This is a genomic window from Halobellus ruber (assembly GCF_014212355.1).
In the GTDB taxonomy this organism is placed as follows: Archaea; Halobacteriota; Halobacteria; order Halobacteriales; family Haloferacaceae; genus Haloquadratum; species Haloquadratum rubrum.
The window spans coordinates 120,253-143,782 of the sequence record NZ_JACKXD010000006.1 but is presented as its reverse complement, the minus strand read 5'-3'; the positions used below and the strand labels follow the sequence as shown (position 1 = coordinate 143,782).

23 protein-coding genes and 1 pseudogene are annotated in these 23,530 nt (G+C 68.0%); 8 read left to right on the top strand and 16 right to left on the bottom strand.

From position 1 onward, the window contains the following. Nucleotides 1-55: 55 nt before the first annotated feature. Together H5V44_RS15335 and H5V44_RS15330 are read left to right on the top strand one after the other, a co-directional pair. Nucleotides 56-1,364, top strand: a pseudogene (locus H5V44_RS15335) (RNA-guided endonuclease InsQ/TnpB family protein). A gap of 87 nt (nucleotides 1,365-1,451) precedes the next feature. After that, nucleotides 1,452-1,820, top strand: a complete 369-nt coding sequence (locus H5V44_RS15330) for a hypothetical protein (RefSeq protein WP_185194009.1) — start codon at nucleotides 1,452-1,454, stop codon at nucleotides 1,818-1,820. A 36-nt stretch (nucleotides 1,821-1,856) separates the two neighbouring features. Here H5V44_RS15330 and H5V44_RS15325 read toward each other — a convergent pair whose 3' ends face one another. Further along, nucleotides 1,857-2,876, bottom strand: a complete 1,020-nt coding sequence (locus tag H5V44_RS15325; protein ID WP_185194008.1) for an NAD(P)/FAD-dependent oxidoreductase — start codon at nucleotides 2,874-2,876, stop codon at nucleotides 1,857-1,859. A gap of 169 nt (nucleotides 2,877-3,045) precedes the next feature. Between H5V44_RS15325 and H5V44_RS15320 the strand changes: the two genes are divergently transcribed. The 4 genes from H5V44_RS15320 to H5V44_RS17645 are packed head-to-tail and all read left to right on the top strand — an operon-like array spanning nucleotide 3,046 to nucleotide 4,384. Next, a complete protein-coding gene (locus tag H5V44_RS15320) occupies nucleotides 3,046-3,471 on the top strand; it encodes a hypothetical protein (RefSeq protein WP_246404033.1) in 426 nt (141 codons plus the stop codon). 6 nt (nucleotides 3,472-3,477) lie between these two features. After that, entirely contained in the window at nucleotides 3,478-3,888 is a 411-nt protein-coding gene (locus H5V44_RS17655; RefSeq protein WP_246404031.1) for a hypothetical protein, read from the top strand. Beyond that, complete coding sequence (locus H5V44_RS17650; RefSeq protein WP_246404029.1) at nucleotides 3,831-4,139, top strand: hypothetical protein; 309 nt, start codon at nucleotides 3,831-3,833, stop codon at nucleotides 4,137-4,139. The genes H5V44_RS17655 and H5V44_RS17650 overlap by 58 nt, the downstream gene beginning before the upstream one ends. Before the next feature lie 44 nt (nucleotides 4,140-4,183). Further along, nucleotides 4,184-4,384 carry a hypothetical protein gene (locus H5V44_RS17645; protein WP_246404027.1) on the top strand — a complete coding sequence of 67 codons (201 nt, stop codon included), beginning with the start codon at nucleotides 4,184-4,186 and terminating at the stop codon, nucleotides 4,382-4,384. 3 nt (nucleotides 4,385-4,387) lie between these two features. Here H5V44_RS17645 and H5V44_RS15310 read toward each other — a convergent pair whose 3' ends face one another. The 13 genes from H5V44_RS15310 to H5V44_RS15250 all read right to left on the bottom strand — a co-directional run bounded on the left by H5V44_RS15310 (nucleotide 4,388) and on the right by H5V44_RS15250 (nucleotide 19,763). Then, nucleotides 4,388-6,445 (bottom strand): glycoside hydrolase family 15 protein, encoded by a 2,058-nt coding sequence (locus H5V44_RS15310; RefSeq protein WP_185194007.1) that lies wholly within the window; start codon nucleotides 6,443-6,445, stop codon nucleotides 4,388-4,390. Between the two features lie 151 nt (nucleotides 6,446-6,596). Beyond that, complete coding sequence (locus tag H5V44_RS15305; RefSeq protein ID WP_221625765.1) at nucleotides 6,597-6,992, bottom strand: hypothetical protein; 396 nt, start codon at nucleotides 6,990-6,992, stop codon at nucleotides 6,597-6,599. 139 nt (nucleotides 6,993-7,131) lie between these two features. Next, a complete protein-coding gene (locus tag H5V44_RS15300) occupies nucleotides 7,132-7,509 on the bottom strand; it encodes a cupin domain-containing protein (RefSeq protein WP_185194006.1) in 378 nt (125 codons plus the stop codon). A gap of 53 nt (nucleotides 7,510-7,562) precedes the next feature. Beyond that, the gene (locus H5V44_RS15295) at nucleotides 7,563-8,477 is read right to left on the bottom strand and encodes a hypothetical protein (protein ID WP_246404020.1); all 915 of its coding nucleotides are present in this window, start codon (nucleotides 8,475-8,477) and stop codon (nucleotides 7,563-7,565) included. A gap of 161 nt (nucleotides 8,478-8,638) precedes the next feature. Next, complete coding sequence (locus tag H5V44_RS15290; RefSeq protein WP_185194005.1) at nucleotides 8,639-9,241, bottom strand: helix-turn-helix domain-containing protein; 603 nt, start codon at nucleotides 9,239-9,241, stop codon at nucleotides 8,639-8,641. A 58-nt stretch (nucleotides 9,242-9,299) separates the two neighbouring features. After that, nucleotides 9,300-9,572: a hypothetical protein gene (locus H5V44_RS15285; RefSeq protein WP_185194004.1), complete on the bottom strand. Its 273-nt coding sequence runs from the start codon at nucleotides 9,570-9,572 to the stop codon at nucleotides 9,300-9,302. A 1,109-nt stretch (nucleotides 9,573-10,681) separates the two neighbouring features. Next, nucleotides 10,682-11,725: a hypothetical protein gene (locus H5V44_RS15280; protein ID WP_185194003.1), complete on the bottom strand. Its 1,044-nt coding sequence runs from the start codon at nucleotides 11,723-11,725 to the stop codon at nucleotides 10,682-10,684. Beyond that, on the bottom strand, nucleotides 11,718-12,704 hold the full coding sequence (locus tag H5V44_RS15275; protein WP_185194002.1) for a signal peptidase I: 987 nt from the start codon (nucleotides 12,702-12,704) through the stop codon (nucleotides 11,718-11,720). The genes H5V44_RS15280 and H5V44_RS15275 overlap by 8 nt, the downstream gene beginning before the upstream one ends. Next, entirely contained in the window at nucleotides 12,701-13,960 is a 1,260-nt protein-coding gene (locus H5V44_RS15270) for a hypothetical protein (RefSeq protein ID WP_185194001.1), read from the bottom strand. The genes H5V44_RS15275 and H5V44_RS15270 overlap by 4 nt, the downstream gene beginning before the upstream one ends. Beyond that, nucleotides 13,957-14,766, bottom strand: coding sequence for a hypothetical protein (locus H5V44_RS15265; protein WP_185194000.1), 810 nt, complete (start codon nucleotides 14,764-14,766; stop codon nucleotides 13,957-13,959). Before H5V44_RS15265 ends, H5V44_RS15270 begins: the two co-directional genes overlap by 4 nt. Before the next feature lie 198 nt (nucleotides 14,767-14,964). After that, nucleotides 14,965-16,437 (bottom strand): vWA domain-containing protein, encoded by a 1,473-nt coding sequence (locus tag H5V44_RS15260; protein WP_185193999.1) that lies wholly within the window; start codon nucleotides 16,435-16,437, stop codon nucleotides 14,965-14,967. Between the two features lie 130 nt (nucleotides 16,438-16,567). Then, on the bottom strand, nucleotides 16,568-18,292 hold the full coding sequence (locus H5V44_RS15255) for a SipW-dependent-type signal peptide-containing protein (protein ID WP_246404019.1): 1,725 nt from the start codon (nucleotides 18,290-18,292) through the stop codon (nucleotides 16,568-16,570). A gap of 46 nt (nucleotides 18,293-18,338) precedes the next feature. Next, nucleotides 18,339-19,763: a SipW-dependent-type signal peptide-containing protein gene (locus H5V44_RS15250; RefSeq protein ID WP_185193998.1), complete on the bottom strand. Its 1,425-nt coding sequence runs from the start codon at nucleotides 19,761-19,763 to the stop codon at nucleotides 18,339-18,341. 381 nt (nucleotides 19,764-20,144) lie between these two features. On the opposite strand from H5V44_RS15250, the gene H5V44_RS15245 reads away from it, so the two are divergent. Further along, on the top strand, nucleotides 20,145-20,687 hold the full coding sequence (locus H5V44_RS15245) for a DUF7344 domain-containing protein (protein WP_185193997.1): 543 nt from the start codon (nucleotides 20,145-20,147) through the stop codon (nucleotides 20,685-20,687). Between the two features lie 355 nt (nucleotides 20,688-21,042). On the opposite strand, the gene H5V44_RS15240 is transcribed toward H5V44_RS15245, so the two are convergent. Further along, nucleotides 21,043-21,855 carry a hypothetical protein gene (locus tag H5V44_RS15240; protein ID WP_185193996.1) on the bottom strand — a complete coding sequence of 271 codons (813 nt, stop codon included), beginning with the start codon at nucleotides 21,853-21,855 and terminating at the stop codon, nucleotides 21,043-21,045. A gap of 184 nt (nucleotides 21,856-22,039) precedes the next feature. Here H5V44_RS15240 and H5V44_RS15235 point away from each other — a divergent pair, with 184 nt between their 5' ends. Beyond that, nucleotides 22,040-22,696, top strand: a complete 657-nt coding sequence (locus H5V44_RS15235; RefSeq protein ID WP_185193995.1) for a DUF7344 domain-containing protein — start codon at nucleotides 22,040-22,042, stop codon at nucleotides 22,694-22,696. A 253-nt stretch (nucleotides 22,697-22,949) separates the two neighbouring features. Here H5V44_RS15235 and tatA read toward each other — a convergent pair whose 3' ends face one another. Next, nucleotides 22,950-23,183 (bottom strand): twin-arginine translocase TatA/TatE family subunit, encoded by a 234-nt coding sequence (gene tatA / locus H5V44_RS15230; protein ID WP_185193994.1) that lies wholly within the window; start codon nucleotides 23,181-23,183, stop codon nucleotides 22,950-22,952. Nucleotides 23,184-23,530 lie beyond the last annotated feature (347 nt).

Here is a 23,530-nt window from a genome sequence, read left to right as displayed (position 1 = left end):
TCAGTAGCAGTCCTACTCCTCAACGTTTAAGAATCATAGACTTTACATATAAGATATGGAAGTGCGGCGTACTGTCCCCGTCACGCTTGACGTGGATCGTAACGATGCCGCGCTTCTCGAAGACACCGTAGACACATTCCTCTGGTCTGCTCAATACGTCGTCGACCACGCGTTCCACGGCGAATCCGTCACCACCAGCAAAACACAGCTGGACGACGAAACCTACGACGACGTGCGTGAGAAAACGGGTGGCTTCAACGACGGGCTTGTCCAAGCGGCTCGGAACAAGGCCGCTGAAGCCTGCAAAAGTGTGGTTACACGCTGGAAGAACAACAAAAAGGCGTCGAAACCACGTATGACTTCGCCGCACGTCGTCTACGACCACCGCACAGCGACGTTCTACGACGACTACGTGTCTCTCGCCACCACGGACGGACGTATCGAAGCCGACTACGTGCTACCAGACGAAGACAGTGACACGCCCCACGCTGAATACTTGTTCTCCGACGAGTACGAGACGACCGGAGCGGAGTTACACCGCAAGCACGGCGAGTGGAAACTTCACATCCACTGTAAACGGGAAGTGGAGTCTGACACGTCGGAGCAGGCAACGACCTCGCACGGAACGGTGCTTGGCGTTGACCTCGGCGTGAACAACCTCGCCGTCGCTTCGACAGGCACGTTCTGGACAGGCGACGAGTTCGACCACTGGCGCAGAGAATACGAGAAGCGGCGTGGCGACCTACAAACGCGCGGGACACGGTGGGCACACGAGAACATCCAATCGGTTGGTCGCAAAGAGGAAGGTCGGTTCAAACTGACGCTTCACCGGATAGCGAACGAGTTGGTGGCTGAAGCTCGTGACCACGAGTGTTCGGTGATAGCGTTTGAGAACTTGACCGACATTCGTGAGCGTACCGGCGCGTCGTGGGGGCACAAGTGGGCGTTCAACCGCCTGTATGAGTACGTCTCGTACAAGGCCGCAGAGTATGGTATCACGGTGGAACAGGTTGACCCGGAAAACACCAGTCGTCGGTGTTCGACGTGTGGGTTCACCCACCCTGATAATCGAGAGGACGAAGCCTTTGACTGTCAGAAGTGTGGCTACGAGAACCACGCGGACTACAACGCCGTCGCCAGAAATCTCCGATTTCTGGCTGCCCGCCAGACGTAGTCTGGCGACCGCGAAGAACATCGGTTTGCGGTATCTTCGTCGCAACCAAACCGGGGGCGACGAAGGCGCACCCTTGGGCGTGCGCTTGAACAGCGGGATAATGAACGTGAGTGGTGAATATGAATCACCCGCCGAGATTTCGGCCAGAACGGGAGTCCACGCTGAATCCCACCGCTTTAGCGGTGGGTAGCTCAATAAATCGTCCGATTGCCGCGATCGTGTGACGGGGACGCACACACAGAGTGGTTACTTACAGTAACCTCCCGAACTTCGATGTATGAGTGATCCACTGTCCGACCGACAGACGGCCGACTGCACGACCACGACGTCGTTCAGCGACCACGGCGTCGACGACGGTGCCGACCTGATTACGGCGACGTACTACCGGCTGCTCGACGCGGGGTACCGCGAGTTCGAGCCGGGCGCCGAGTTCTTCGCGGCGATCGAGACCGCGTTCGTCCGGACGTACCTGGATCGGGTGGACGACGCGGGGAGAGTGCCAGATCACGTCGCCGCGGCGATCGACGATGCCCGGGAACGCACCTGCGAGGAGTTCGCCGGGCGCCCCGAGGCCGACCTCCGAACCGAGGTCCTGCCGGCGTTCTACCAACAGGTCGCCGGGTTCCACTGCTCGTACCGCGGGTAACCCCGAAGACCCTCGCGCGGGTCCTCCCGGAGCGCGTCACTCTCCGTAGGTGTGGAAGTCGACCGCCTGTTCCAGCAGCGCGTCGGGGATCCCCGGCACCGCCTCCGACCGGACTGGGCCCTGCTCCTCGATCGCGTCGGGGTCCCGCGGGAAGTCCCGAAGCTGGAAGTGGACGTCGATGCCGGCCTTCGCGCCCTGGCCGAGCGCCACCGGGACCTGGTTGTGGCCGGGCGTGCAGTCGCCGACGGCGTAGACGTCGTCGACGGAGGTTCGCCCGTGGTCGTCGACATCGACGGAGCCGTCCTCGTTGATATCACACCCGAGTTCGCGGGCGAGGCCGTTGTTGTACTCCGCGCCGTACATCGCGAACCCGCCCTTGTACTCCCGGACTGTCCCGTCCTCGAACTCCAGGGCTTTCAGCCACCCGTCCTCGCCGTTCCGGACGCCGGTGACGTCCGCGTGGATCACGTCGATCGGGTGAGTGTCGAGCATCCGGTCGGTCTCTGCGCTCCACTCGGGATCCGCCCCGCGGGTAAGGAGGTCAACCTCGTCGGTGAAGTTCAGCATCAGCGCCGCGACGTGGGCGGCGCTTTCGGCATGGCCCATCACGTACACCGACTCGTCGACGAACATGTACGCGTCGCAGTGGAGGCAGTAGTGGAGTCCCCGTCCGGTGCGCGGTAGCGGCGGGTCCGGGCGCACGTCGTTGAACCCCGTCGCCAGCACGACCCGGTCGGCGGCGTAGCTCCCGCCGTTCCCGGAGAGGTGGATCCGGTCGTCCGCTCGCGAGCAGGTGGTGACCATATCGCGGTGGATGTCGCAGCCGTAGCCTTCGAGCTGTTCTTGCCCGATCTTGAGGAACTCCCCGCCGCTGGTCTCCTCCGTGACGCCGAGGAGGTTGTGGACCTCCTGCATCATCGCCGCCCGGCCGCCGCCACGGTTGACGACCGCGGTGTCGTGGCCGAGTCGGGTGCTGTACAGCGCCGCGGTCATCCCGGCGGGACCCCCGCCGACGACTACAACTTCGTACTCGTGGTGTTCTTCGTCGTCGCTCATAGCCCCGGCGACGGCGCGTGAGGATAAATAGCTGCGGCCCGCGTGTGTCGGCGCGGAACGGTCGCGAGCGTCGTAGAAGAGTGGGCTATAATTGGGTTTGCCGGCTGTATAGGCCGATTTACCGACCGCGCCGCGTCTTAATGCCACTCTCCCGTCGCTTCGAACGGATATGGCATCAGTTACCGCCGGCCTGGCAGGAGGTCTCGTGGCGACGATCGTGATGACAGCCGTGATGATGGTGACGGGCGACGGCGGTCCGCCGCCGACGGCCGCGCTCGTCGCGAAGTTCGCTGGCGGCGATCCCGCCGACTACGCGATTCCCGGGACGATACTCCACCTGATCTACGGTATCGTGGCGGGCGGGGTCTTCGCGGTCGGCGTCCCGGCTCTCGGGTTGTCGCTCGGCTCCATCGGGCTCGCGGTTGGGTTCGGCCTCGTCTACGGCATCCTGCTGATGATCGGCGGGACGATGTTCTGGATGCGGGTAGTCATCGGGATGGAGCCTGACAAGGGGATGATGCTGATGTTCGGAACGGTCCACGTCGTTTACGGCGTCGTGTTGGGTGCGTTCCTGGGTGCGGGCATCCTCGGCTGATCACACGTGAACGGAGTGAGCCTCGCCGTCCCGGTGATGGGCGCCGCGGCGGGGCTCGGCACCGCATTCGCCGTGTTGCAGCCGCTTCCGCTCCCCGCCGGATTCCCCATCGCGGAGTTCCTCGTCCACTGTCGGGGGTTCCCCGCGTCGATCCTGTTTTCGCTGGTTGCGCTGGCCTCCGGCGTCTCCGGCGCGCTGTTCTTCGGTCCGTTCTCCGTGTTGGTTGCGGGGATCACGCCGTCGCAGGCCATCGGGGCGGGCCCCTTCACCGAGGTGTTCCGGATGGGAAACGCACTCCTCAACCACGTCCGCCAGCGCGTCGTCGAGACCGGACGGCGAAGTGGCTCCTCGCGGGCGCGGTGCCGGAGGTCATACTCGGCGCGATCGCCGCCCACTCCGTCCCGACGACGCTACTGAAACTCCTCTTCGACGCCGGCCTCCTGGTGCTCGGCGGGTTTCCGGTCTACTACGAGCCAGGAGAGCCGAAGGGCGAGTACCGCAAACAGAAGAACACCGGCCGCGGGACGACCACCGTCGAGAGTGCCCACGGCGAGACGGTCACCTACGACACCTGTTGGCGGCCGCCGGGCGTCGGGCTGGCGACGGTCGGCGGGTCCATTACCGGGCTCATCAGCGACGGGACCCCGGAGGTCACGACCCCCAACTGACCGTCCGGTGCCGGCGCCCGCCGCGGGTCGCGGTCGCGACGAGCGTGGTCGTTCTCGCGGTCGCCGCCGTCGCCGGCGCGGCCATCCACGCCCTCGCCGCGACCCCGGTGTGGTACGTCGTCGCGTGGTCGATGCCGGGCGTCCTGATCGGCGGCACGGTCGGAAGGTACGTCCCCAGCGAGATCACGGACCCCGCTCTCGGCGTGGTGTTCGGGGTCGTGGTGGCGAGCGAACTCCTGGTGTAGTGGTCACTCGCCCGGTGCGAGTCCGTAGGGCTCCCCCCGGAGGTAGCTCTCGACCAACAGCACGTACACTGCTTGGCTCCACTGGAGGTTCGAGTTCCAGGCGACGGTCCCGTCGCCGTCGACCCGCTCGGGGAGCAGCCCCGCCGACGTCGTCCACTCGGCGGCGTGGTCGGTGACGTACTCCTCGATGGCGTCGGGATCCACGCCGGACTGCCACCGGACGACGTCGGCGTACCCCTCGCACAGCGGCCACCCGCCGTCCTCGACGCCGCCGCTCGGCGTGTACCTGTCCTCGGGATACCGCCCGACACACGGGGTGTCCTCGGCCCGCCACGCCGGATCGTCGGCGAGTTCGACGGTCGAGACCAGGCCCGGGTCGTCAGCCTCGACGACGTTCCACGGCCAGTAGGTCATAAACGCCGCGGCGTCGGGGCGGCGGTCCGGCGCGGGATTGCCACCTTCGGGCTCCGCCGCGGTCACGTAGTGATCGCCGTACGGGGTCCCCTCCCGGAAGCAGTAGGTGTCGAAGCTGTCCGCCCAGACGGCGGCACGATCGCGACACTCGGCCGCGAACTCCGTCTCCCCCGTCGCGTCCGCCATCTCGGCCATACACCGCAGCCCCGCGATGGCGGCGGCACTGCCCTCCGTCGAGTGACCCCACACCTCCTCCCAGGGGTCCTGGTGTTTCCGCGGGAAGCCGTAGCCGTTGTCCCACCCCAGGAGGAACGCCGCGGCCCGGCGGCTCATCGGGTAGTGGGCGTCGAGCAGGTCGTCGTCACCCGTCTCCCGCCAGAGGAGCCAATGGGCGTAGATCGGCCCGCCGACCTGATCCAACTGGAGCGCGCGCCAGTGCGGCTCGCCGGTGGTGTAGTAGTTCTGCCACCACGTCCCAGCGCGGTCGATGCCGCGGTCGTCGACGGTCCCGTCGTCGGTGATCTGAACGCGATCGAGCCACGAAAGCGCCTGCCGCGCCTCCGCGGTCGCACCGGCGGCCGCGAGCGCTTGGACAATGATGACCTGGTCCCGCGGCCAGATGAACTTGTAGGTCATATCGGTCGGCTTGAACGCGCCGGCGATCATCGCCCGGCAGTGATCTTCCGCGCACTTCAGACTCGTGAGCGACCGCTCGTAGAGGTCGTCGACCCCCGCCCCGCCGGTCGGGGCGTTCGTCACACCCTCGTGCCACTCCCGCCACGCCCGCTCGAAGGACGCCAGCTCGGCCTCGTAGCCGGCATCGAGCGCGTCGCGGGCGTGAGCGATCGCGTTCGCCTCGCTTCCGGCCGCGAAGCCGACCGCGGTGAGCCACTCGAGGGACTCCCCGCGGTCGGCGTACAGCCCGAAGCCGGCGTCGAGGTTCCCGGTCCCGTTTTCGGCGTCGTCGATCCACCCGTCGTTTTCCTCGTAGATGTCCGCCCACGCGCTCCGCCCCGGGCCGGAGGCCCGCCCCGCGGTGCCGACTCGGTGGCCGTCGAACCGGCGGGATCCGTCGGCGGCCTGGGCGAACGCGACGTGGCGGTGGCCGTCGGTCGCGGTCAGCACGTCGCAGTCGGGCTCGTGGCGGACGTGCGCCGCCTGCACCGCGTGGGGGTCCTCGTGGTCGTGTCCCTTGATCCCGAGGTTGAACACGGTGAAAAGCGTCCGCTCGTGTTCGGCATCGAACTCCGCACGGTTCCGGACGAGCAGCGAACACTGGTTCGAACTCGGGACGAGACGCTGGTCCAGCCGCCCCGTGGACCCGTCGCCGAACCGGAACTCGTTGTGAAGATGCAGCTCCGGAACCGTCGGGGAGGCCCACCCGAGGTCGCTCGCGACCGCGTCGTTGCGGACGTCGTGTGTCTCCCCGAGGTCGGCGTCCCACACCAGCGTGTGGAGGTCGTAGAACAGCTCGACGTCGGACCGGAACGCCGAGGTTTCCTCGATGAGTGCACCCTGATGCGGCGTGCGGGGGTTGTCGGCGTACCGGTTCGCCGTCACGAGGACGTGCTGGCTCTGTCCGGCCGGCGTGCTCGTGATGGCGTCCTTGTCACTGGGGACGGGAAATTCGGTTGTAGGTTCGACCATTGGGAGTGGTAGAGCACGCCGAACAATCAAACCGTGGGGGGCGTGTGGGCCGGGGTCATTTCCGACCGCCGGCCGGCTTCGACGCCACCGGGAGTCCGCGGAGCCGAACCATCGGGGCGATTCCGACCGCCAGTGGAGCGAACGCCCACCGCTACCCGACCGCGTCGACGACGATCGGCACCAACTGGACGGAGATCGTGGTGAGAAGAAAGCAGCGGCGGTCTGGAGGGGTGCCGACGTACGACTCCTCGGCCAGTTCAGAGACCGCCGCGGAGAACTGCGCCGAGTCGGCGACGATCGCGGCTCCCCGGATCAGTACAACGGGACCAGAAGGAAGACCGGGGAGCCGAACGGAAGCCCCGCAAAGCGGCAGGCGACGCCGCTGACGCCGTACGCACGCTCGTGATCGTCGTGCCCGAACCGATGCGGCAATCCCGGCACCGACGGCGCCGATCGCACACAGCAGGTGTGGGAGCGCCGACCCGACCGTCAGCGCGCCGACCGCGAACCTCCGACCCTGCCGAAACCATCCCGCGAGCAGTTTCATTCCCGGGGTACACCCCCGCGAGCGCGATCACGACCGACACCCGTCGTTTTCGGGGTTCCACTCGAAGCCCGTCGACCGACGGTGTGGAGGGCACAAGGCGGTCGCTAACCTCGTGGTAGCCGGGTCGGGTCCGGCGGGATCACGCCTCGTCGTGGACGATCCCGGGGTCATCGACCGCCGGCGCGTCGACGACGAGCCGGACGTGCTCGCGGTCGATGTCGGTGAACGTCTTTCGCTTCGTCCCCGGATCGATCCGGATTGCAGTCCCCTCGGGGACGGTGTGGTTCCCGCCGGCGATCCGCATCCGGTCGGGCCCCGAAAGCACGTAGTAGAACTCCTCCCGCGTCTCGTGGGAGCGGTACCGTTTCCGCTCGTGGCCCGGTTCGACGAACCACATCCGGGGGCGAAGCTTCTCGCAGTTCAGGACGTCGCCGAAGTCGACGTTCCGCGCCCCGGATTTCCCCGAGAGGGCGAGTGCCGCTTCCGCGGCGTCGATCATCCCGTATCCGTCAGGCACCACGCCACCGCGTAGCCGATTCGGATTAGATCCGGAGGCGTGAACCGGATGAGCTACGGGAACAGGATGACGTCTCGGGTCGAGACGGCAACCACAAACAAGTAGAACGCGGTTCCGAAGGCGGCGTTGGCCGCGACCACGAGGTCACGATCCCGTTTCGGCAGGGAGTAACGGACGAGCGGGATGTCGGTCAGTTCGGGCCGGGTGAGAACCCGGTTCAGCCCGACGCCGACGGTGGCGACGAGCGGCGGCCCGATGGTGACGCTGTTGGCCGTCCGGAACAGCCGCTCGACCACGGTATCGTCCAGTGTGAGCGTCGCCACGGGGCCGAGCGTCGTCGCCGGATCGGGCAGCGTCGCCACCGTGTCGCCGTATGTCGCGTACACAAAGGTGACGACCCCGAGCACGATTGCGGCGAGTTTCAGCGTACCCGTCTGGCGCTTCGGAAGGACCCGTGGCAGGAGGAACACCCCGGCAACGAAGATCGTGTTCATTCCGAGCCACGGACCGAGGTTCCGTAGCGCCAAGGGCAGCCCCGTCGCAAGGATTCCCATACTGATCCAGTCCAAGCTCAGAAGCCGCGTGTTCGGACACGATCCCGAAAGCACCTGCTTTCGGTGGACCGGGTGCACGAGATGGACGGCCGCTCGCGCGAGTAGGAACGTCGGCACCAGGAGGACGTACGCCACCACGCGAACCTGGAGCCCTGCGGGCGTCGCTACTGCGCCGATCGCGACCGCAGTCGAGAAGTCGACGAGCCCGTTGACGAACCAGAAGGTGAGGACCGATGGCGCGAACAGACACCCCTGGAGGATGGTCGCGAGGTGGCCCGTAGAGTAGGTGAACTCTTGGGTCAACAGCCCGGCAGCGGCGCTCCGGAGGCGCCCCACGACGTCACCGACCGACCGGAGCCGCCCGTTCACGACCAGTGGGATCGCGTGCACGACCCGAAGTCTGGCGACGAGCATCCGGCGATGACGTCCGCCGGCCCGTCACGACCCGCAACGGTGTCGACCTCTCCCATACCTCTTGGAGGTCACCCGAACCCAAGAACCTCCCGCGGCGGGTCAGTGGCGGTGCACACCCGTGCGCGCCGGCGGGGAGCGCGGCGCGTCCTGGCGTGACGGAGTCAGCCGTCGCTATCGGGAAACGAGTCCCAGAACACCTCCGGGAGGTCCCTATCGGGGTTCTCGTCGAGGTACTCCTGTTTGGTAACGTTGGCCTCCTCGATGAGCGAGGCCGCTTCGCCGGCCCAGACGTAGAAGCCGATCAACGTCTCCCGTCGCATCCGTTCGAGGTCGACCGAGTGATAGACGTTGACGACGCCGCCGCCCTCTCGGTTGAGTTCCGACCGGCGGAGGAGGCCGAGTTCGACCAGTTTGTTGAGGTACCGGGTGACCGTGCTCCGGTCGTACCCCAGCGTGTCGGCCACCTCGTTCGCCGACAGCGGGCCCTCGCCGATCACGCACAGACAGATGTCCAGTCCCGCCTTCGGGAGCCCGAAGGCTTCAAGCAACACCTGTTTGACGTCCGGTGTCTTGACCGACATATCGGTGTCCTGAATCCGTTGCATCTGCTGGTTGTGACACGACATCGGTGGCTCGTCGCTGCCAACCGCGAGAACGACGTTGTCGCAGTCGGGACACTCGAAGATATCGTACCGGGTCGTTTCCGGGTCGTACTGTACCCCGTCGGACTCCTCGGATGCCGCATCGCTCCCCGTGTCGGCCATTAGTGCACCCACTCCATACGAGACCCACTCACGCTGACAGGATATAAATCCGATCCGGTCACGCGTCCGCATCGCCGCTTCGGCCCGCGGGATCGACAATTATCACCTCGTCGGTGTCGAGCGCGAGAAGTTCCTCGCCAGTGATGGTGGCTCTGACGCCGCCGTCGGCGTCGACGTGTGCAAGTTCACACGCCACCAGCGCGTCGATATGTTCTGTGAGCGTCTGTTCGTCAGCGTCAAGCGCCGATACGAGCGCGTCGACGGTCGTCGTCTCCCGGCGCTGCGCGTCGGTCAACTCCGCGAGCTGCTGCAAAACGGTTCGTCTCGTCACACACATCGTCGGTGACTCGTGGGGCCGTAGGTGTGACCACGTCGCCACGTCAACGAGATACGTGTTTCCGTTTCGATCGCCGACAGTCCGGTAGCCGTCGTGGCCGCGGGACCAGCGGTTGGTGCCAACCACGGTCGGGGACGCTCCGCGACGATCCGGCGGATGTCGACTGTGGCCGATCCGAGCACTCTCCGCCCCAGAACTGCGTGTAAACTCCCCGATCGATCGTCGGGACGTCCGGTGACGGCGTTCGGAGTCGGCTTCTTCGGCTTGCTGCCGGGAAGAATCATCAGAACACCGAGATAGCGGGGGTGTGGTCCCCGCTGCCTCGGATCGACGGCTGCTGATCCGTCCCGTTTGACGGCGTCGACCCGGGAATGCGTGGGGACGGTGACAGTCATCGTACTGTCGGTGTTCCGCGTCGTCGGGTATTACAACTTCGGCGGCCGTGCAAGATGGTTACACCTTCTCGGAGGAATCAGTGTGCGGCTGGGACCGGAGTCCCGACCCCACGACGTTACTCGTGGGGGCCTCATACGAATTATTGTAACGAATTACCGGTCATCGCCGGAGACGGTGTCGGGATGACCGGTAATTGACTACAATAATCCGTAGCAGACGAACTGCTCGAGTTGTGCGATGTTGTCCCTCGTCCGGTTGGTGGAGTATCCCGACATATACGAACGGCAGGAACGCGACCCGCTCCACGGGCACTGGTGGACCGGACGCTGAGGTCTCTCCCGGCTAACGGAGACGGCGGATGCGGTAGGGGTCGACTTCGACTGTCGGAAGCCGACTCCACCCGGGGTTACAGCAGTGACGTATCGTTTCAGGGGTACTGGTGACGGTGATACACAGGCGGTCCTACGGGACAGACTGTACGGCTGCTTCCGACGTTCGAGTCCCGGCAGCCGGTGACTTCGATACGCGACGCGGAACGAACAGCGAACCGGGTCGTGTGGTACTCCGAGATTACACGAACCTGGTGAGCACGCCGGCCAACAGGAAGGACGCGAGGAGGTACCCGAGGAGCACGATGGCGTTCCGCCTCGGCGCGCCGGGGGCCATCCCGGGGAGACAGGCAGATCCCTGCCCCCTTCGGGGGGCCATCAGGCCGTCCCTGGGGCGGGGTCCGACGGTTTGTCGGGCGAGTCGTCGGTCGTGGAGCCGCTTCCGGAGGCGTCGGTCGTGTCGGAGGACCCGCCATCAGCGGGGCCGGAGTCGCTATCCGTGGAATCCGATCCGTCGGTCGCGGAACCGGATTCGTCGCTCGCGGAGTCCGGCCCGTCGTCTGCGGGACCGGAGTCGCCACCCGTGGAATCCGGCCCACTGTCTTCGGCGTCGTCTCCGTCGTTCGAGTCGGTTTCGCCGGCGGAGTCGCCGGTGCCGTCGGATTCGTCACCGGACGTCGAGTCCGCGTCCGAATCCGGACTGCCGTCCGGGTCGTCCGCCCCATCGGGGTCGGACGCCGCTCCACCAGCCGGCTCGCCATCGGAGCCGGAGTCCGGGGCGTCAGTTGTACCCGACCCGTCGTCGGAGTCCGGGGTCCCGTCGGCCGCCTCACCGCCGTCGGAGCCCTGTTCGGGCTCGGCGTCGGACGGCGACTCGCCCGAGTCGTCACCCGACGGCTGCTCCGTCCCCTCGCCGGGGGCGGCGCCGTCGCCGTCCGGCGCGTCGGCCGGGGGCTCCTCGTCGTCGGGGGCATCCCCGTCCGCCGGCCCGTCATCCGCCGGCGGTCCGTCGGGAGTGGACGGAATCGCAGGCGTGTCGGTCCCGTCGGGTTCCTCGACGGGCGGGGCCGCGGCGGGATCGTCGCCGGTGACGTTTCCGGCCGGCCCGTCGTCGGGGGCGGTCCCGTTGCCGTCCGTGGTCCCGCGGACCGACGACTCGTTGCCGTCCGGAGCCGTCGCGTTCCGGGTGGCCGCGGCCGGGGCGGTCCCGGTCGCGCCGTCGGTACTCGCGAGCCCGAAGGTCGACGCGTCGGCCGATCCGTTCGCTTCGTCGCCGAGTTCGACCGCGTCGGGGGCCGCAACGTCCGCGCTAAACCCGAACGAGACCGATTCCTCGTCGGACAGTAGCGCGACCGACGCGCCGGCCGACGCCGACGCGAACACGACAAGCAGGGCGCAGACGACCGCGAGCGTCTCACTCATCGTTGACCTCCGCGTCCCCGCTGCCGTCCGTCAGCGCGGGGACCGAAGCGACGGGTGCGGACGCCGGGTCCGTCTCCGATGTCGGTTCCGATGCCAACTCCGACGCCGGGTCCGACTCCGAGCGCGCCGTGCGGGCCGCCCGCCGCGCGGCGAGCGTCACCCACCCGGCGAACAGGAGCCCGAGGAGCCCCGCGGTGAACGCCCCGACCGAGATCGGGGTCGGGGCCGCGGTCAGGGAGAACTCCCGGTAGACGTTCCAGCCGGCGTACGCGAGTAACACCCCCATCGCGAGCAGCGTCAGCTTCAGGTCGACCGCGGCGACGGAGACCGTCCCGGCCGGTGCCGGCTCCGACCCGGTGTCGGCGTTGGCGTCGGCCGGCGGGAACTCCCAGTCGGCGGTCGCGTCGGGGGCTGTTGCGTCCGGGCTTTCCGGAGCGTCCGCGCCGGGTTCGGGCGGCGACGCCGCCGGCTTCCCGCCGCCGTCCGGCTCCCGCCGGGCCCACGCGAGGAGTTCGCTCGCGCCGAGCAACACCAGCGGGCCGACGACCAGCGTGACGTACCCCACGGGCGTGTTCGCCCAGAGGATCACGTGGCCGACGAGCGGGATCGTGAGGACGACCCGTCCGATGATCGCCTCGGGGGCCACCAGGCCCGCGTCGGCGTTCTCGTTCGCGTCGCCCTTCGTCTCGTATCCGCCGTCGACCACGCCGACGACGCGGTGGGTCGTCGGGACGCTGTCGCCGGGGCGGCCGTAGGTGATCACGTCACCAACCCCCACGGGCCCGGACGCGTCGACGATCACGACGTCGCCGGGCGACAGCGCCGGCTCCATACTCCCGGAGAGGACGACGAACCCCTCGTCGGCGCCGATGACCTGGGGGACCGCGAAGACCGCGAACGGCGAGACCGCCGCGATCAGGACGATCGTCGCGAGCAACTGGGCGGGGCCCGGCATCGAGGGCCGCGGGAACCCGGTCATTGGTCACCTCCGGGCGAGGCCGCCGGCGGACCGCCGCGGCCGGACGGTCCGGCGTCGGGTCCGCCGTTGGAGCCCTCGCCGCCACGGCCGCCCGAGCCACCATCGGAGTCGGTGCCGCCAGAGCCACCGTTGGATCCCTTGCCGCCGGACCCATTGGGACCGCCACGGTTACTGTTCGTAATCGAGGGGTCAGTACACCCGGCACACTCGGCTTCGGGCTCGGGGGTACAGACGCAGACCGTGACGTGGCTGATCCCCGTTCCCTCCGGGGCGTAGACCAGCCCGTCGTCGTCGCTGCCGGGGAGGTCCGCGGAGTCGACGATCGTCCCGTTGTCGCGGTCGTACTGCTCGAAGCCGGGGCCGCCCTTGACCGCCACCGTACAGAGGCTCGGGACGACGCCGCCGGCGAGGGCGACGAGCCTGAACGCGACCCCGATGGTCCCCTCGTCCGTCGTCGCGGTGTCGTAGATCTCCAGGCCGTAATCGCTGCTACCCTCGGTGAAGGCGTAGGTGCCCGGATCGACGGTGTTTTGATCCAGTTCCAGCTTCCCGAGCGTCCGGCAGCACGTACAGATCTCGCCGGGGGGACACGGTCCCGTCGCCCGACCGCTGAAGGGGTTCGACGGGGTCGTGTTGCGGCACTGGACCGCCGCGGACCAAAGCGGGAGGTCGACGGTCTCCGACCCGACGTAGCCGCCCAGTTCGTACTCCGCGAGCAGGCAGACGGAATCGGTCAGGCAGTCGGTGTCCGACGTGGTCGGATCGCCGTCGATCCGGAGCCCGGCGTCGAGTGCGGTCGCGACCTCGCGGAGCGACCCGTCGGCGACGGTGTCGAGTGGGGTTCCCGTGTCGCAGTCGGCGTAGGACAGTTGTAGCTGGATGGCCTCCGCCAGCCCGGTGGCCTCGGGCGTCGGGCAGTCGGCCGCGAGCCACAGCGCCGCGGGGTTGTTGATCGTGCCCGGGCGCTGCGGAAGCGAGAACGTGAGCAGCGTGCTCCCCGCGGTGGCGTCGTTTCCGAGCGCGCCGACGGGGAGTCGAACGCGCGGCCCGTCGGTGGTCCCGCTGCTCGCCGGACCGTCGGCGCCGGGGCCGGTCAGGATCTCGTACGCGATAGTCAGATCGACCGTCCCGGCCGTGAGCGAGGCGCCGAAGCGTTCCTCGTCACTGAACGTGGCCCGGGTTCCGGCGCCGGTCCCGACGAGGGCGCCGGCCCCGCCGGCCGCCACCGCCGCCAGCACCCGGCGTCGGCTGATCATTGGTCTGCCCCCCCGACCGCGAAGGGACTGTCGCCGCGGCAGGGGCCGCCGGCGAACGCGAAGTCGAACGCGACGGAATCGCCTTGCGTCCGGTTGTCGGCGTCCGCGGGGAGCGCCCACCGGAGCGCGACACACCGCAGCGCGCCCGGCTGAACGCAGTCGAGCGCGAGCAGCCCGTCGGCGTCGCCGGCGTCCGCCGTCGGCGCGAACGCGTCGGCGACGGAGGCGGGGGCGACGAGCGGCGCTTCCAGCGACTCGTCGAGCTCCTTCCGGCCGTTGCAGCTGCCGAGCGGCGAGCCGTCGCGCCACACCTCGATCGTGGTGGCGTCGTCGAGCTCGCCGTCGGGCGTGGAATCGCCGGCGGCCAGTTCTGGGCCGTTGATGCCGTTCTCGCCGTCGTCGGTCACCGACGCGCGGAACCACACGTCGAGCGGTTCGGCGCCGTCGTCGGCGACGACTTCGAGGCCGACGACGAGCGTCCCGGAGTCCCCGGGGAGGACGTTCCCCACCGAGACCACCGGGCCGGTGACGTCGGTCACGAACGTCGCCTCGTCGACATATGCCGGCCCCGAGTCGGGGTCGAGCGTGGCGTCGAGGTTGTCGTTCGTTCCGGCGTGGTTCCCGACGAACGAGCCGTTGTAGCGTTCATACCATGCGATGCGGAGCCGCGTGTCGTCGGTGTCGTCCTCCGGCGCGGCGTAAGTGTACTGTGAGAACCGGGGCGGGTCACGGCGGAGGGAAAGGCCCCCCACAGCGACCGCTCCGCCACCGATCCCTGTCAACAGTTCCCGACGTGTGAGTGTCATTGTGGATGGTCCCGGATACGCCGGGTCGGTTTGTTGGATCGGGCGTCCGATCCGTGTTCTCGGGTCGATACGACAGCAGGGGGCATAGGTACGAACTCAATGCCGCACCGGTACGGTGTCCGTACCGCCCGTCCATCCGGGGTGGAGCGGCCGATTACCGGCATCTCACGGTTGGGAGTGCCGAATGGTCGACGCGTATCAGCTCGTCGTCGTGCTGTTGTTCGCGGTCGGGGCGGTGCTATTGAACGGCGTGTCGTTATGCCGCGACTGTTCGACCTCGAAGCCGAAGTCGAAGGCCACGGAGTCGGACTGGACCTCGTTGCCGACCTCGACGGGGAGTTCCCACTCGAAGCCGATGCACTGGGTCGTCGCGCCGGGGTACGGCTGGACGCCCTCCTCCTGGCGGTTCCCGTCGAGGATCGCGCCGTCGGCGAGGAAGGAATCGAAGAGCTCGGCCATCGAGCCCTCGAAGATCTTCTGTTCGCCCGCGAGGACGATCTGTGCGATCTCCGCGTAGACAGTATCCAGATCAGCCGGGTTCGGCGCGACGAACGCGTCGTCCGGGGAGCTCGCCAGGGATTCGAGCAGTGACGTATTCGCGCTGCCGAGCGCGATCGTGAACAGCCGGATGCCGGCGTTCTTCGCGGCGTCGGCGGCGGCGGTCGCCGCCGAGGCGTTGGAGTTGCCGTCGCTCAGCAGGATCATCACCTTCGATGCGCCGGCGGTGGCGTTGGTGCCGTTGAGGAGCTCGTTTGCGCCGCCGTTGATTCCGGCGGCGATCGACGTGGAGCCGCTCGCGCTGTAGTTGTTGATGGCGTTCTGGACGAGCTGGTAGTTCGTGGTCAGCTCCTGGTCTAGGCTCGCGCCGGAGTTGAACGAGATCGCCGCGGCCTCGTCGGGGCTGGAGAGGTTGCCGACGAAGCTGTTCGCAGCCGTCTTCAGCGACGAGAGTGGCGCCCCGCTCATCGAGCCGGAGACGTCGGAGACCAAGGCGACTTCCAGTTCGTTCTGCTGGCCCGTGCCGGTGGGCTCGTAGACGTTGTCGCAGTCCTCGTCGTACCAGACGCAGACCTCGATGGCGTCGGCGAGTTCGCCGATGCCGTCGGTGTCTTCGCCCTCCGCGTCGAGTTCGGGCTCGTTCTGGTCGTTCTCGGCGTTGCCGGTGAGGTCGCCGATCATCCGGAGGTAGCCGGGGTTGTCACAGATGTGGATGCTCACCGTGACCTCGCCGGAGTCGCCGGGCTTCACGTCCTCGAGGGTGAACATCGGGATTCCGTCGCCGTTCACGAGGAACTCGTCGGCCGCAGGGCTGCAGAAGTCGAACTCCTCACCCTGGACGAGGTCCTCCCACGCCTGCATATCGGCGGGCGAGGGGGCCTGCCCGAGGAGGTACCGCCCCTCGTCGTCGTCAACGATTTCGGCGTCGGGGTAGCCCATCGATCGGACGTCGGCGAGCCGTCCTGGGCCGCCGAAGTAGGTCGCTTTGTAATCCAGCTTCAGGTCGAGCGTCCCGGCCTGGAGCGTGTTGTTCTCGAACGCTTCCTCGTCGGAGAAGAGCGCGGAAGTGCCGAGGCCGGCGCCCGCGGAGGCGAGGCCGACCGCTCCGAGTCCCGCGAGAACGCGGCGGCGGGAGAGGCTGTACGGCAGTGGGTCGTCGGTTGGGGTTGTCATTGGTTTGTCCTTGCGTCTGCGTCGGTGCAGGCGTTCTTGGCCTCCCGTCTTCGGGAGAGGACCCACCGGGGGAGTCGAACCCCCGTGATACCGGTGTGGGTCGGGTGGCGGTGTCTCGGCCGCTGGCCGGTCAGGCCGTCGTGTTCGTGCCGGAGCCGTCGTTGTGCCGCTCCTGTTCGGTGTAGAATCCGAGGTCGAAGCCCAGGGAGTCGCCCTGGATCTCGTTGCCGACCTCGAAGGGCAGTTCCCACGACAGCGCGATACAGTGCATCACGCCGTCGCCGCGGAACGCCTCGCGGTCCGGGTCGGTAGCCGGGTCCGCGAGCTCCTCGTACAGCGTCGCACGGTTGCCGTCGAGCGGGATGCCGTTCCCGTCAGCCAACTCGGCGAGGACGTTCGCGAGGGTGTCCTCCATAATCACCTTCTCCTGCGTGTCCTGCGCGGCGAGGTTGCCGAACACCGTGGGGATGTTCAGCGGGTCGTCGAGATCGTTGAAGAACACCGGGTCGTCGCCCGTCCCGCCGGCGGGGCCGGCCATCTCCTCTAGGGTGGTGGCGCTGCCGTCCACGTTGATCGTGTAGACGCTGGTCTCGGGGGACGGAGGCGAGGGAGCGATCGCTCCGCCGGGGCCGGCACGCGCGCTGGCTGCGGCGTCGGTCGGCGAGGAGAACGTCGTGGAGCCGGTGCCGTTGAACGACTCGCCGTCCGAGAGGACGATGTTCTGCTTCTCGATGCCGGACCGGCCGTTCGCGAGCTCGGTCTGTGCGCCGTCGACGCCCTCGCCGATGTAGGTGCCCGTCGCGATGCCGTTCGCGTTCGAGAACGGGTTGGGGTTGCCGTCGCCGTCGCCGGGCGAGGATGGCTCGCCGCCGGTCACCACGTCCGCCAGCTTCTGCCGGAGGTTCGACAGCGCGCTGTCGACGTCCGGGAGATTGCTGGTCAGCGGCTGGAGGATCCCGGTCCGGGGCTGGGTGTCGTTGCTGCCTTCGCCGTCGAAGTACGCGACGCCCACTTGGACGTCCGCGCCCGCGTTCTGCAGGAAGTCGACGAACTGTCGGGCACCGAGCTCGACGAGGTCGATCTTCGTCGTCTCGGTGTAGGTCGTCCCGTTGATCGTGATCGGGTCGGTGTTGACCACGCCGCCGTACTGATCGTACAGCATCGAGCCCGAGAAGTCGAGCGTGAGTACGATGTCGACCGGCGCCGCGGGGTCGTACACGTTGTCACAGTCCTCGTCGTACCAGAGCCGCGCGTTGATCGCGTCGCCGAGGTCGCCGAGGTTGTCCGGGTCGACGATGAGCTCCGGCTCGGTGCCGACGCCGCCGGACTCGGAGACATTGTCCGCCTGCATCCAGAGGTAGCCGGGGTTGTCACAGAGGTGTAGCGAGAACGTGATCTCGCCCTCGTCGCCGGGCTTCACGTCGGTGAACTGCACCAGGGTGTCCATCGCCTCGCCCGTGACGGGGTCGGCGCCGAAGTCGGCCTCCGAGGTCGGCGGGATGTTGTCGCAGTTCAGTAGGGGGATGTTCGCGCCGTTGCTGTCCTCGTCGTCGGCGTCCGGGTAGTCGCTGTATTTGAACACCTGGCCGTCGACGTCGATCGACTGTTCGCCGTCGCCGTCGTGGTCGGGGTGGGCGCTGACGAACTGGAGGCCCTGGCCGAAGTCGTAGGTCTGCTGCCAGTCGACGAGCAGATCGAGCTCGCCGGCGACGAGCGTGTTGTCCACGAACTCCTCCTCGTCGGAGAAGAACGCCGAGGTTCCGAGGCCGGTGCCCGCGGAGGCGAGGCCGACGGCTCCGATGCCGGCGAGCATCTTGCGACGCGAGAGGTGGTAGGGGGTGGGGTCTGGTGTCATTGTAGTGTCTGGATCGGTGTTGTTCGGATGTGTGGGCGGGGTGGCGTTACAGCGTGAGCGTCCCCGAAGGGTCAGTCACGTTGTCGATGCCGCCACGGCCGTCGTTGGAGCTGTTCGGGACCGCTGCGACGCCTTCGCCGCCGTCGCCACCGAACACCTCGTTGACCTGGATCGCGTCGGGGGCGCTCCCGAGTTGTGCCGTCGGGGCGTCGCCGTCGGCGGCGATCTGCGACCAATCGAGGATGAAGACGTACGTCAGCTGGTCGGGGCTCTCGTATGCCGTGAAGCCGGGGACGTCCTCCGCCGCGATGTCCACGCGGTTGGCCGCGTCGCCGCTGGCGGTGCCGCCGACGTTCCGGCGGATCGCACCGCCGGGGCCGCTCGCACCGCTCGAACTGTTCGCAATCGCGGCACTGCGGGAACCCGCCGCGGCCGACCCGTAGTTGACGCGGAAGTCGTCGTCGTTTGCGGCCTCGTCCACGCCGTCGTTGTCGACATCGATGTTGACCTCCATCGTGTAGGAGTTCGGGTTGCTGGGCCACTCGGTGGCGCCGTTGCCGTACACCTCGCCGTCGAGGTGGACGGTGATGGCTGTGGTCGGGCCGGCGTTGATGTACGCGGTGAGCCAGCTGCCGGTCTCGCGGACGCCGCCGGTCGGGTCGCTCGTGACGACCGCGTCGGCGAACGGGACCTGGCTGCCGTCGTTGTGCCGCTCCTGTTGCGCCAGGAACGTGATGTCGAATTCGACCGAGTCGCCCTGGATCTCGTTGCCAACGGAGGTTGGGACCTCCCACGCGAAGGCGAGACAGACGTCCTCACCGAAGCTCTCCTCCGGCGTTCCGGTGAACGCCTGCCGTCCGACCGCGCTGGGGTCGGCGTCGAGCGGGACGCCGGTGCCGAGGTACGCGAGGGTCTCACGCAGCGTCCCCTCGAAGAGCACGTCGGAGAACGACGATTCGCTCGGGCGGGACTGTGCGCCGGGGTCGAAGCTGGGGTCGGCGTAGAACAGCGTCACCTCGGCGGCGTCGGCGAGTTCGCCGTTGCCGGCGCCGGTGGTCGAGTCGACCGCCATCTCGGGCTCGGTCTGGCCGTTCTCGTCGTTCTCGGCCAGCTCCCCGCCGGCCCAGATGTAGCCGGGGTTGTCGACGATCGAGAAGCAGAAGGCCCCCCAGGAGTAGTCGCCGGGCTTGACGTCGGCCAACTGCTGTGCTACCGTGGGCGCCTGCCCGTTCTGGACGCCGCCGAAGCTCTGGCCGCCGCCGTTCGCGGCGCCCTGGTACTCGTAGACGTTCGCCTGCACGGAGAGGTCAAGCTCGCCCGCGGTCAGCGTGTTGTTCTCGAAGCTTTCCTCGTCACTGAAGTACGCGGAGGTTCCCAGGCCGGCGCCCGCGGAGGCGAGGCCGACGGCACCGAGACCGGCGAGCATACGACGGCGGGAGAGGCTGTACAGTTGGTTGGAATCGCGTGTCATTGGTTTGTCCTCCCGTCGGACCGTGAGACCGTCACGGGTCGTTTCGGGACACCACCCTCCAGCACTCGGGGGGTATTACCTATGCACAGATTCAGGCGTTTCAGCCCCCGAAACGCCCGTTTTCAACGGATCGTTATCGGAATTCGGGGTGCCGGCACGGAGCTAATACCGCTGTGTACACCGTCCGTACCGGTCGCGTCCGGTGACCATACCGGTGGGTCCGGCGAGCGTACCGGTCTGATCCGTCCCGCATACCGTTCGGTCCGTCCCGCATACCGGTCCGGACGCGGTTCGGGCCGGATCGGTACGCCGAGCGTGCCGCTCGGGAGGAACGTGGCAATCGATCTATACATATGCCCCCGTAGCACGTCTGGGAAGCCGATGTTTCAACGATCCGTACTTCCGGAAGTGGAGGTCTACCGCGTTCTGAGTAACGCGCGCAGGCGCGAGACGCTCGCGGAGCTGTGGGGACGGCCGGAGCCGGTCTCCCTGCGTGAACTCTCCGAGGCGATCGCCGCGACCGAGTCCGGATCCCACCCCGCGCCGCGGGCGCTCCGGGAGAGCGTCTACAACGCCCTCCATCAGACACACCTCCCGAAGATGCACGACCTCGGGCTGGTCGCGTACGACCCCGACCGAAAGACGGTCTCCGCGTGCGCGGAGGCGAGACAGCTCGGGCGGTATATGGACGTCACCACGCGCCTGGGCGTGACCTGGGGCGAGTACTACCGTGCCCTGGGTGTGGCGGGGCTTTTCATCACGGTCGCGTCGCTGGCCGCAGTTCCCGGGTTCGCCGCCGTCAATCCCCTGCTCCCGGCGACGGGGTTCCTGGGCGCCTTCGCCGCCTCGACGGTCTACCAGCTGCTCGCCGAACGGCTCGGCGTCCGGGGACGGATCAAGCGGCTCTGCGCCCGGCTGTTCTGAGACGACTCCTTTTGTCCGGATCCGAACCCCGACCCAACAGTTCGGTCGAGCGCCGATCACGAGCCGAGGGAGTGTATTGAACGCAGCCGCGGTCGACGGTGTCGCAGTCCGATCCGGCGGCTCGTCCCGCCGGCCGGCCCTCGGTCGGGACGAATCGGGACCCCGGGCGCAACGGCGTCGACGCCACAGTTTCGCCGGTAGCGAGCGGTGTCCACGACAGCCGTAGACCCGGTTGAAGACAGAAGGATACGATCGCAGGGGCGACGACCCGGGCGGGCCGACGGCGTCGGCCGGGGTGTACTGGGACGGGAGAATCCGGCGAAAAGTGGCGGAGTGTGGCGGCGCGACGACCGCGTCACTCGACGGCAGCAACGGCGCCGGCGTCGGTCTCAAAGAGCCGGGCGTCGCAGTCGGCGCAGGTGGCGGCGACGACCTCGTACTCCCGGCAGCAAGAGCTCACGGTCTCGGTGCCGAGCCGGATCGTCCCCCCGCACGTCGGGCAGGAGTCGAGACACGCGCGGACCGCCGAGAGCGTCCGGCCGCGGGCGGCGCCCGGAACCGACGCCCACTCGTCGGTCCACGTAGAGAGGGTGCGGTGGGCCGCGAGGTCGGCGACGAACGCCGCCCGCGACTCCCACCGGCCGAGGATCGACCCGTCGACTAAGACGCGCCACGACCCGCCCCCGCTCGCAAAGGACACGCGGTCGGGGGCGACGGCGAGGAGGTCGGCCGCGGCGGCCCGCATCGCCGCGTCGGTGTCGAGCCCGACCGCCGCGTCGTCGAGGCCGCGCTCGAACGCCGGCGCGAGGGCGACGTCGTCGCCGACATCGACGACGACCCCGTAGCGGTCGAGAAAGCCGACCGTGTCGAACGCCGTCTCCCCGGGCGTCGCCGGGGCCTCGGCCTTCCCGAACCACGCGAGCACGCGCTCGGGGAGATACCGCTTCGTGAGTTCGGGGGTGCCGGGAACGAGGTAGCCGCGGAGGTAGATGGCGGCGAGCGACGCCGTCGCGACGGCGACTCCCAGGGGAAGGGAGACCACCGCCGCCGCCGCGGCCACTCCCGCCGCGATGAGGAGGTTCACCGCCGTGCAGGGGAGACACCGGTTTGCGCCGGTGTACTCCGGGCGTCGGACGGCCGTCAGCAGGGTGCCGTACTGTCGAATCATCTCCACGTACCGAAGGCGGTACGTAATCATAGGTATGGGATCCGTACCCGCCGTCCCGGAGTAGTTTCCAGCGCGATGGCAGATTACGTATAATCGGCTCGTACGCTATAATCGAACTAAGGCGGGCCTACCGAGCCGCGTTTCTAGCGTGTGTATTTAATATCTTACTAATAATACAGGTGGTATGAACGGTGAGGCACAGACGCTGGCCACCGAAGAGACGTCGGGACGCGACGCGAACGCCGAAGCCGAAGAACTCTCAACCGAGGTGATTTTCACGACGCTGAGCAACCGTCGGCGTCGGTACGTGCTCCATTATCTCGCGCAGGTGGGGGAGTCGGTTCGGATCCGGGACCTCTCCGAGCAGATCGCGGCGTGGGAGAACCGGATCGACCGCCCGGCCGTGACCCCGAAACAGCGGAAGCGGGTGTACACCGCACTCCACCAGACGCATCTACCGATGATGGATCGGCTGGGTGTCGTCGCCTACGACAGGGACCGCGGGACGATTGCGACGACCGAGCACCTCGACACCTTCGAGATCTACCTCGACGTAGTGCCGCGGGACGACATCCCCTGGAGCCAGTTCTACCTCGCGTTGGGCGCGGTGTTCTCCGCGCTCGTCGTCGTCGCCGCGCTCGGGTTCCCGCCGTTCTCGTCGGTCGGGGGCTTCGGGTACGCGCTGGCGGTCGCCGCGGCGTTCACCGTCGCCGGCGGGATCCACACGCTCCGGGGTCGCCGGACTCGCGTCGGAACCACCGCGGCGCCGGCGGAGATGGCGGTCGATTCCCCGCGGGACGCGGCGATCGACCCACCGATGGAGGTGGCCGAAGGCGAGTGACGCGGAGGCGGGAGGACAGGTCGGGGCAGACAACGCGAGCGGCGGCGGCCCAGATAGAACAACGAAGGTTTCTGCTGCAGTTATACCGGCCGCTCCGGAGTGGGCGGTGTCCAAAGGAGAAGGGCTGGGCGCTTGAGGCCGTCGGAGACGGTCGGGTTCTGGTGGTGGGTGTAACGGGTCCGTTGGGGACTGTCGCACTCGAATACGGACGTATAAAGGGGGATCCTACGAGGGATCGGTTCGGCCCGGGATCTTACGCCCGTTCCGCCGGTTCCGTCTCCGCCGGGGCGGCGGGTTCCCGTGCCGCCTCGGTGAGTTCGCTTTCGATCTGTTCGCGTCCCCGCTTGAACTCCCCCATCGCCTGCCCCGAGGAGCGGGCGAGTTTCGGGAGCTTGTTCGCGCCGAACAGCAGCACGACAAAGAGGAGGATCACGAGCAGTTCCGGACCGCCGGGGATGCCGATGAACGCCGGTATGAGTGTGTCCATACCGCTCGAAAGGCGCGCTGGAGGTATAGCTATGGTCGCCATACCCGCCCCACCGCGGAACCGCGTCGCAATCGGGGCGTGGTCGAACGCGACACGCGGCCGTCTTCCGGGCGGGTCCGTTCCGGGGCGGGATGCGGATCGGATGCAGTCGCCTCGAAGACCCGAAGGCCGTCGGTGTCCCGCCCGCAAGCGGGCGCCGCCGGTCCGCCGACCCGGAAGGGGGCGACGGCGGCTTTCCCCGGACCGGGTTCGGCCCCCGGACGGCGGGTGGAGGCGAGTCCGGCGGGTCGACATCCGCCCCGGCCGCACCCGGACGAAACGAGGGTGAACGGCCGCCCGGGCTCTCG

What these genes read in the sequence shown, in the direction of transcription:
- H5V44_RS15330 (WP_185194009.1), top strand. Translation starts at nt 1,452, where the DNA reads ATGAGTGATCCACTGTCCGACCGACAGACGGCCGACTGCACGACCACG.
- H5V44_RS15325 (WP_185194008.1), bottom strand. Translation starts at nt 2,876, where the DNA reads ATGAGCGACGACGAAGAACACCACGAGTACGAAGTTGTAGTCGTCGGC.
- H5V44_RS15320 (WP_246404033.1), top strand. Translation starts at nt 3,046, where the DNA reads ATGGCATCAGTTACCGCCGGCCTGGCAGGAGGTCTCGTGGCGACGATC.
- H5V44_RS15310 (WP_185194007.1), bottom strand. Translation starts at nt 6,445, where the DNA reads ATGGTCGAACCTACAACCGAATTTCCCGTCCCCAGTGACAAGGACGCC.
- H5V44_RS15305 (WP_221625765.1), bottom strand. Translation starts at nt 6,992, where the DNA reads ATGAAACTGCTCGCGGGATGGTTTCGGCAGGGTCGGAGGTTCGCGGTC.
- H5V44_RS15295 (WP_246404020.1), bottom strand. Translation starts at nt 8,477, where the DNA reads ATGCTCGTCGCCAGACTTCGGGTCGTGCACGCGATCCCACTGGTCGTG.
- H5V44_RS15290 (WP_185194005.1), bottom strand. Translation starts at nt 9,241, where the DNA reads ATGGCCGACACGGGGAGCGATGCGGCATCCGAGGAGTCCGACGGGGTA.
- H5V44_RS15280 (WP_185194003.1), bottom strand. Translation starts at nt 11,725, where the DNA reads ATGAGTGAGACGCTCGCGGTCGTCTGCGCCCTGCTTGTCGTGTTCGCG.
- H5V44_RS15275 (WP_185194002.1), bottom strand. Translation starts at nt 12,704, where the DNA reads ATGACCGGGTTCCCGCGGCCCTCGATGCCGGGCCCCGCCCAGTTGCTC.
- H5V44_RS15270 (WP_185194001.1), bottom strand. Translation starts at nt 13,960, where the DNA reads ATGATCAGCCGACGCCGGGTGCTGGCGGCGGTGGCGGCCGGCGGGGCC.
- H5V44_RS15265 (WP_185194000.1), bottom strand. Translation starts at nt 14,766, where the DNA reads ATGACACTCACACGTCGGGAACTGTTGACAGGGATCGGTGGCGGAGCG.
- H5V44_RS15260 (WP_185193999.1), bottom strand. Translation starts at nt 16,437, where the DNA reads ATGACAACCCCAACCGACGACCCACTGCCGTACAGCCTCTCCCGCCGC.
- H5V44_RS15255 (WP_246404019.1), bottom strand. Translation starts at nt 18,292, where the DNA reads ATGACACCAGACCCCACCCCCTACCACCTCTCGCGTCGCAAGATGCTC.
- H5V44_RS15250 (WP_185193998.1), bottom strand. Translation starts at nt 19,763, where the DNA reads ATGACACGCGATTCCAACCAACTGTACAGCCTCTCCCGCCGTCGTATG.
- H5V44_RS15245 (WP_185193997.1), top strand. Translation starts at nt 20,145, where the DNA reads ATGTTTCAACGATCCGTACTTCCGGAAGTGGAGGTCTACCGCGTTCTG.
- H5V44_RS15240 (WP_185193996.1), bottom strand. Translation starts at nt 21,855, where the DNA reads ATGATTCGACAGTACGGCACCCTGCTGACGGCCGTCCGACGCCCGGAG.
- H5V44_RS15235 (WP_185193995.1), top strand. Translation starts at nt 22,040, where the DNA reads ATGAACGGTGAGGCACAGACGCTGGCCACCGAAGAGACGTCGGGACGC.
- tatA (WP_185193994.1), bottom strand. Translation starts at nt 23,183, where the DNA reads ATGGACACACTCATACCGGCGTTCATCGGCATCCCCGGCGGTCCGGAA.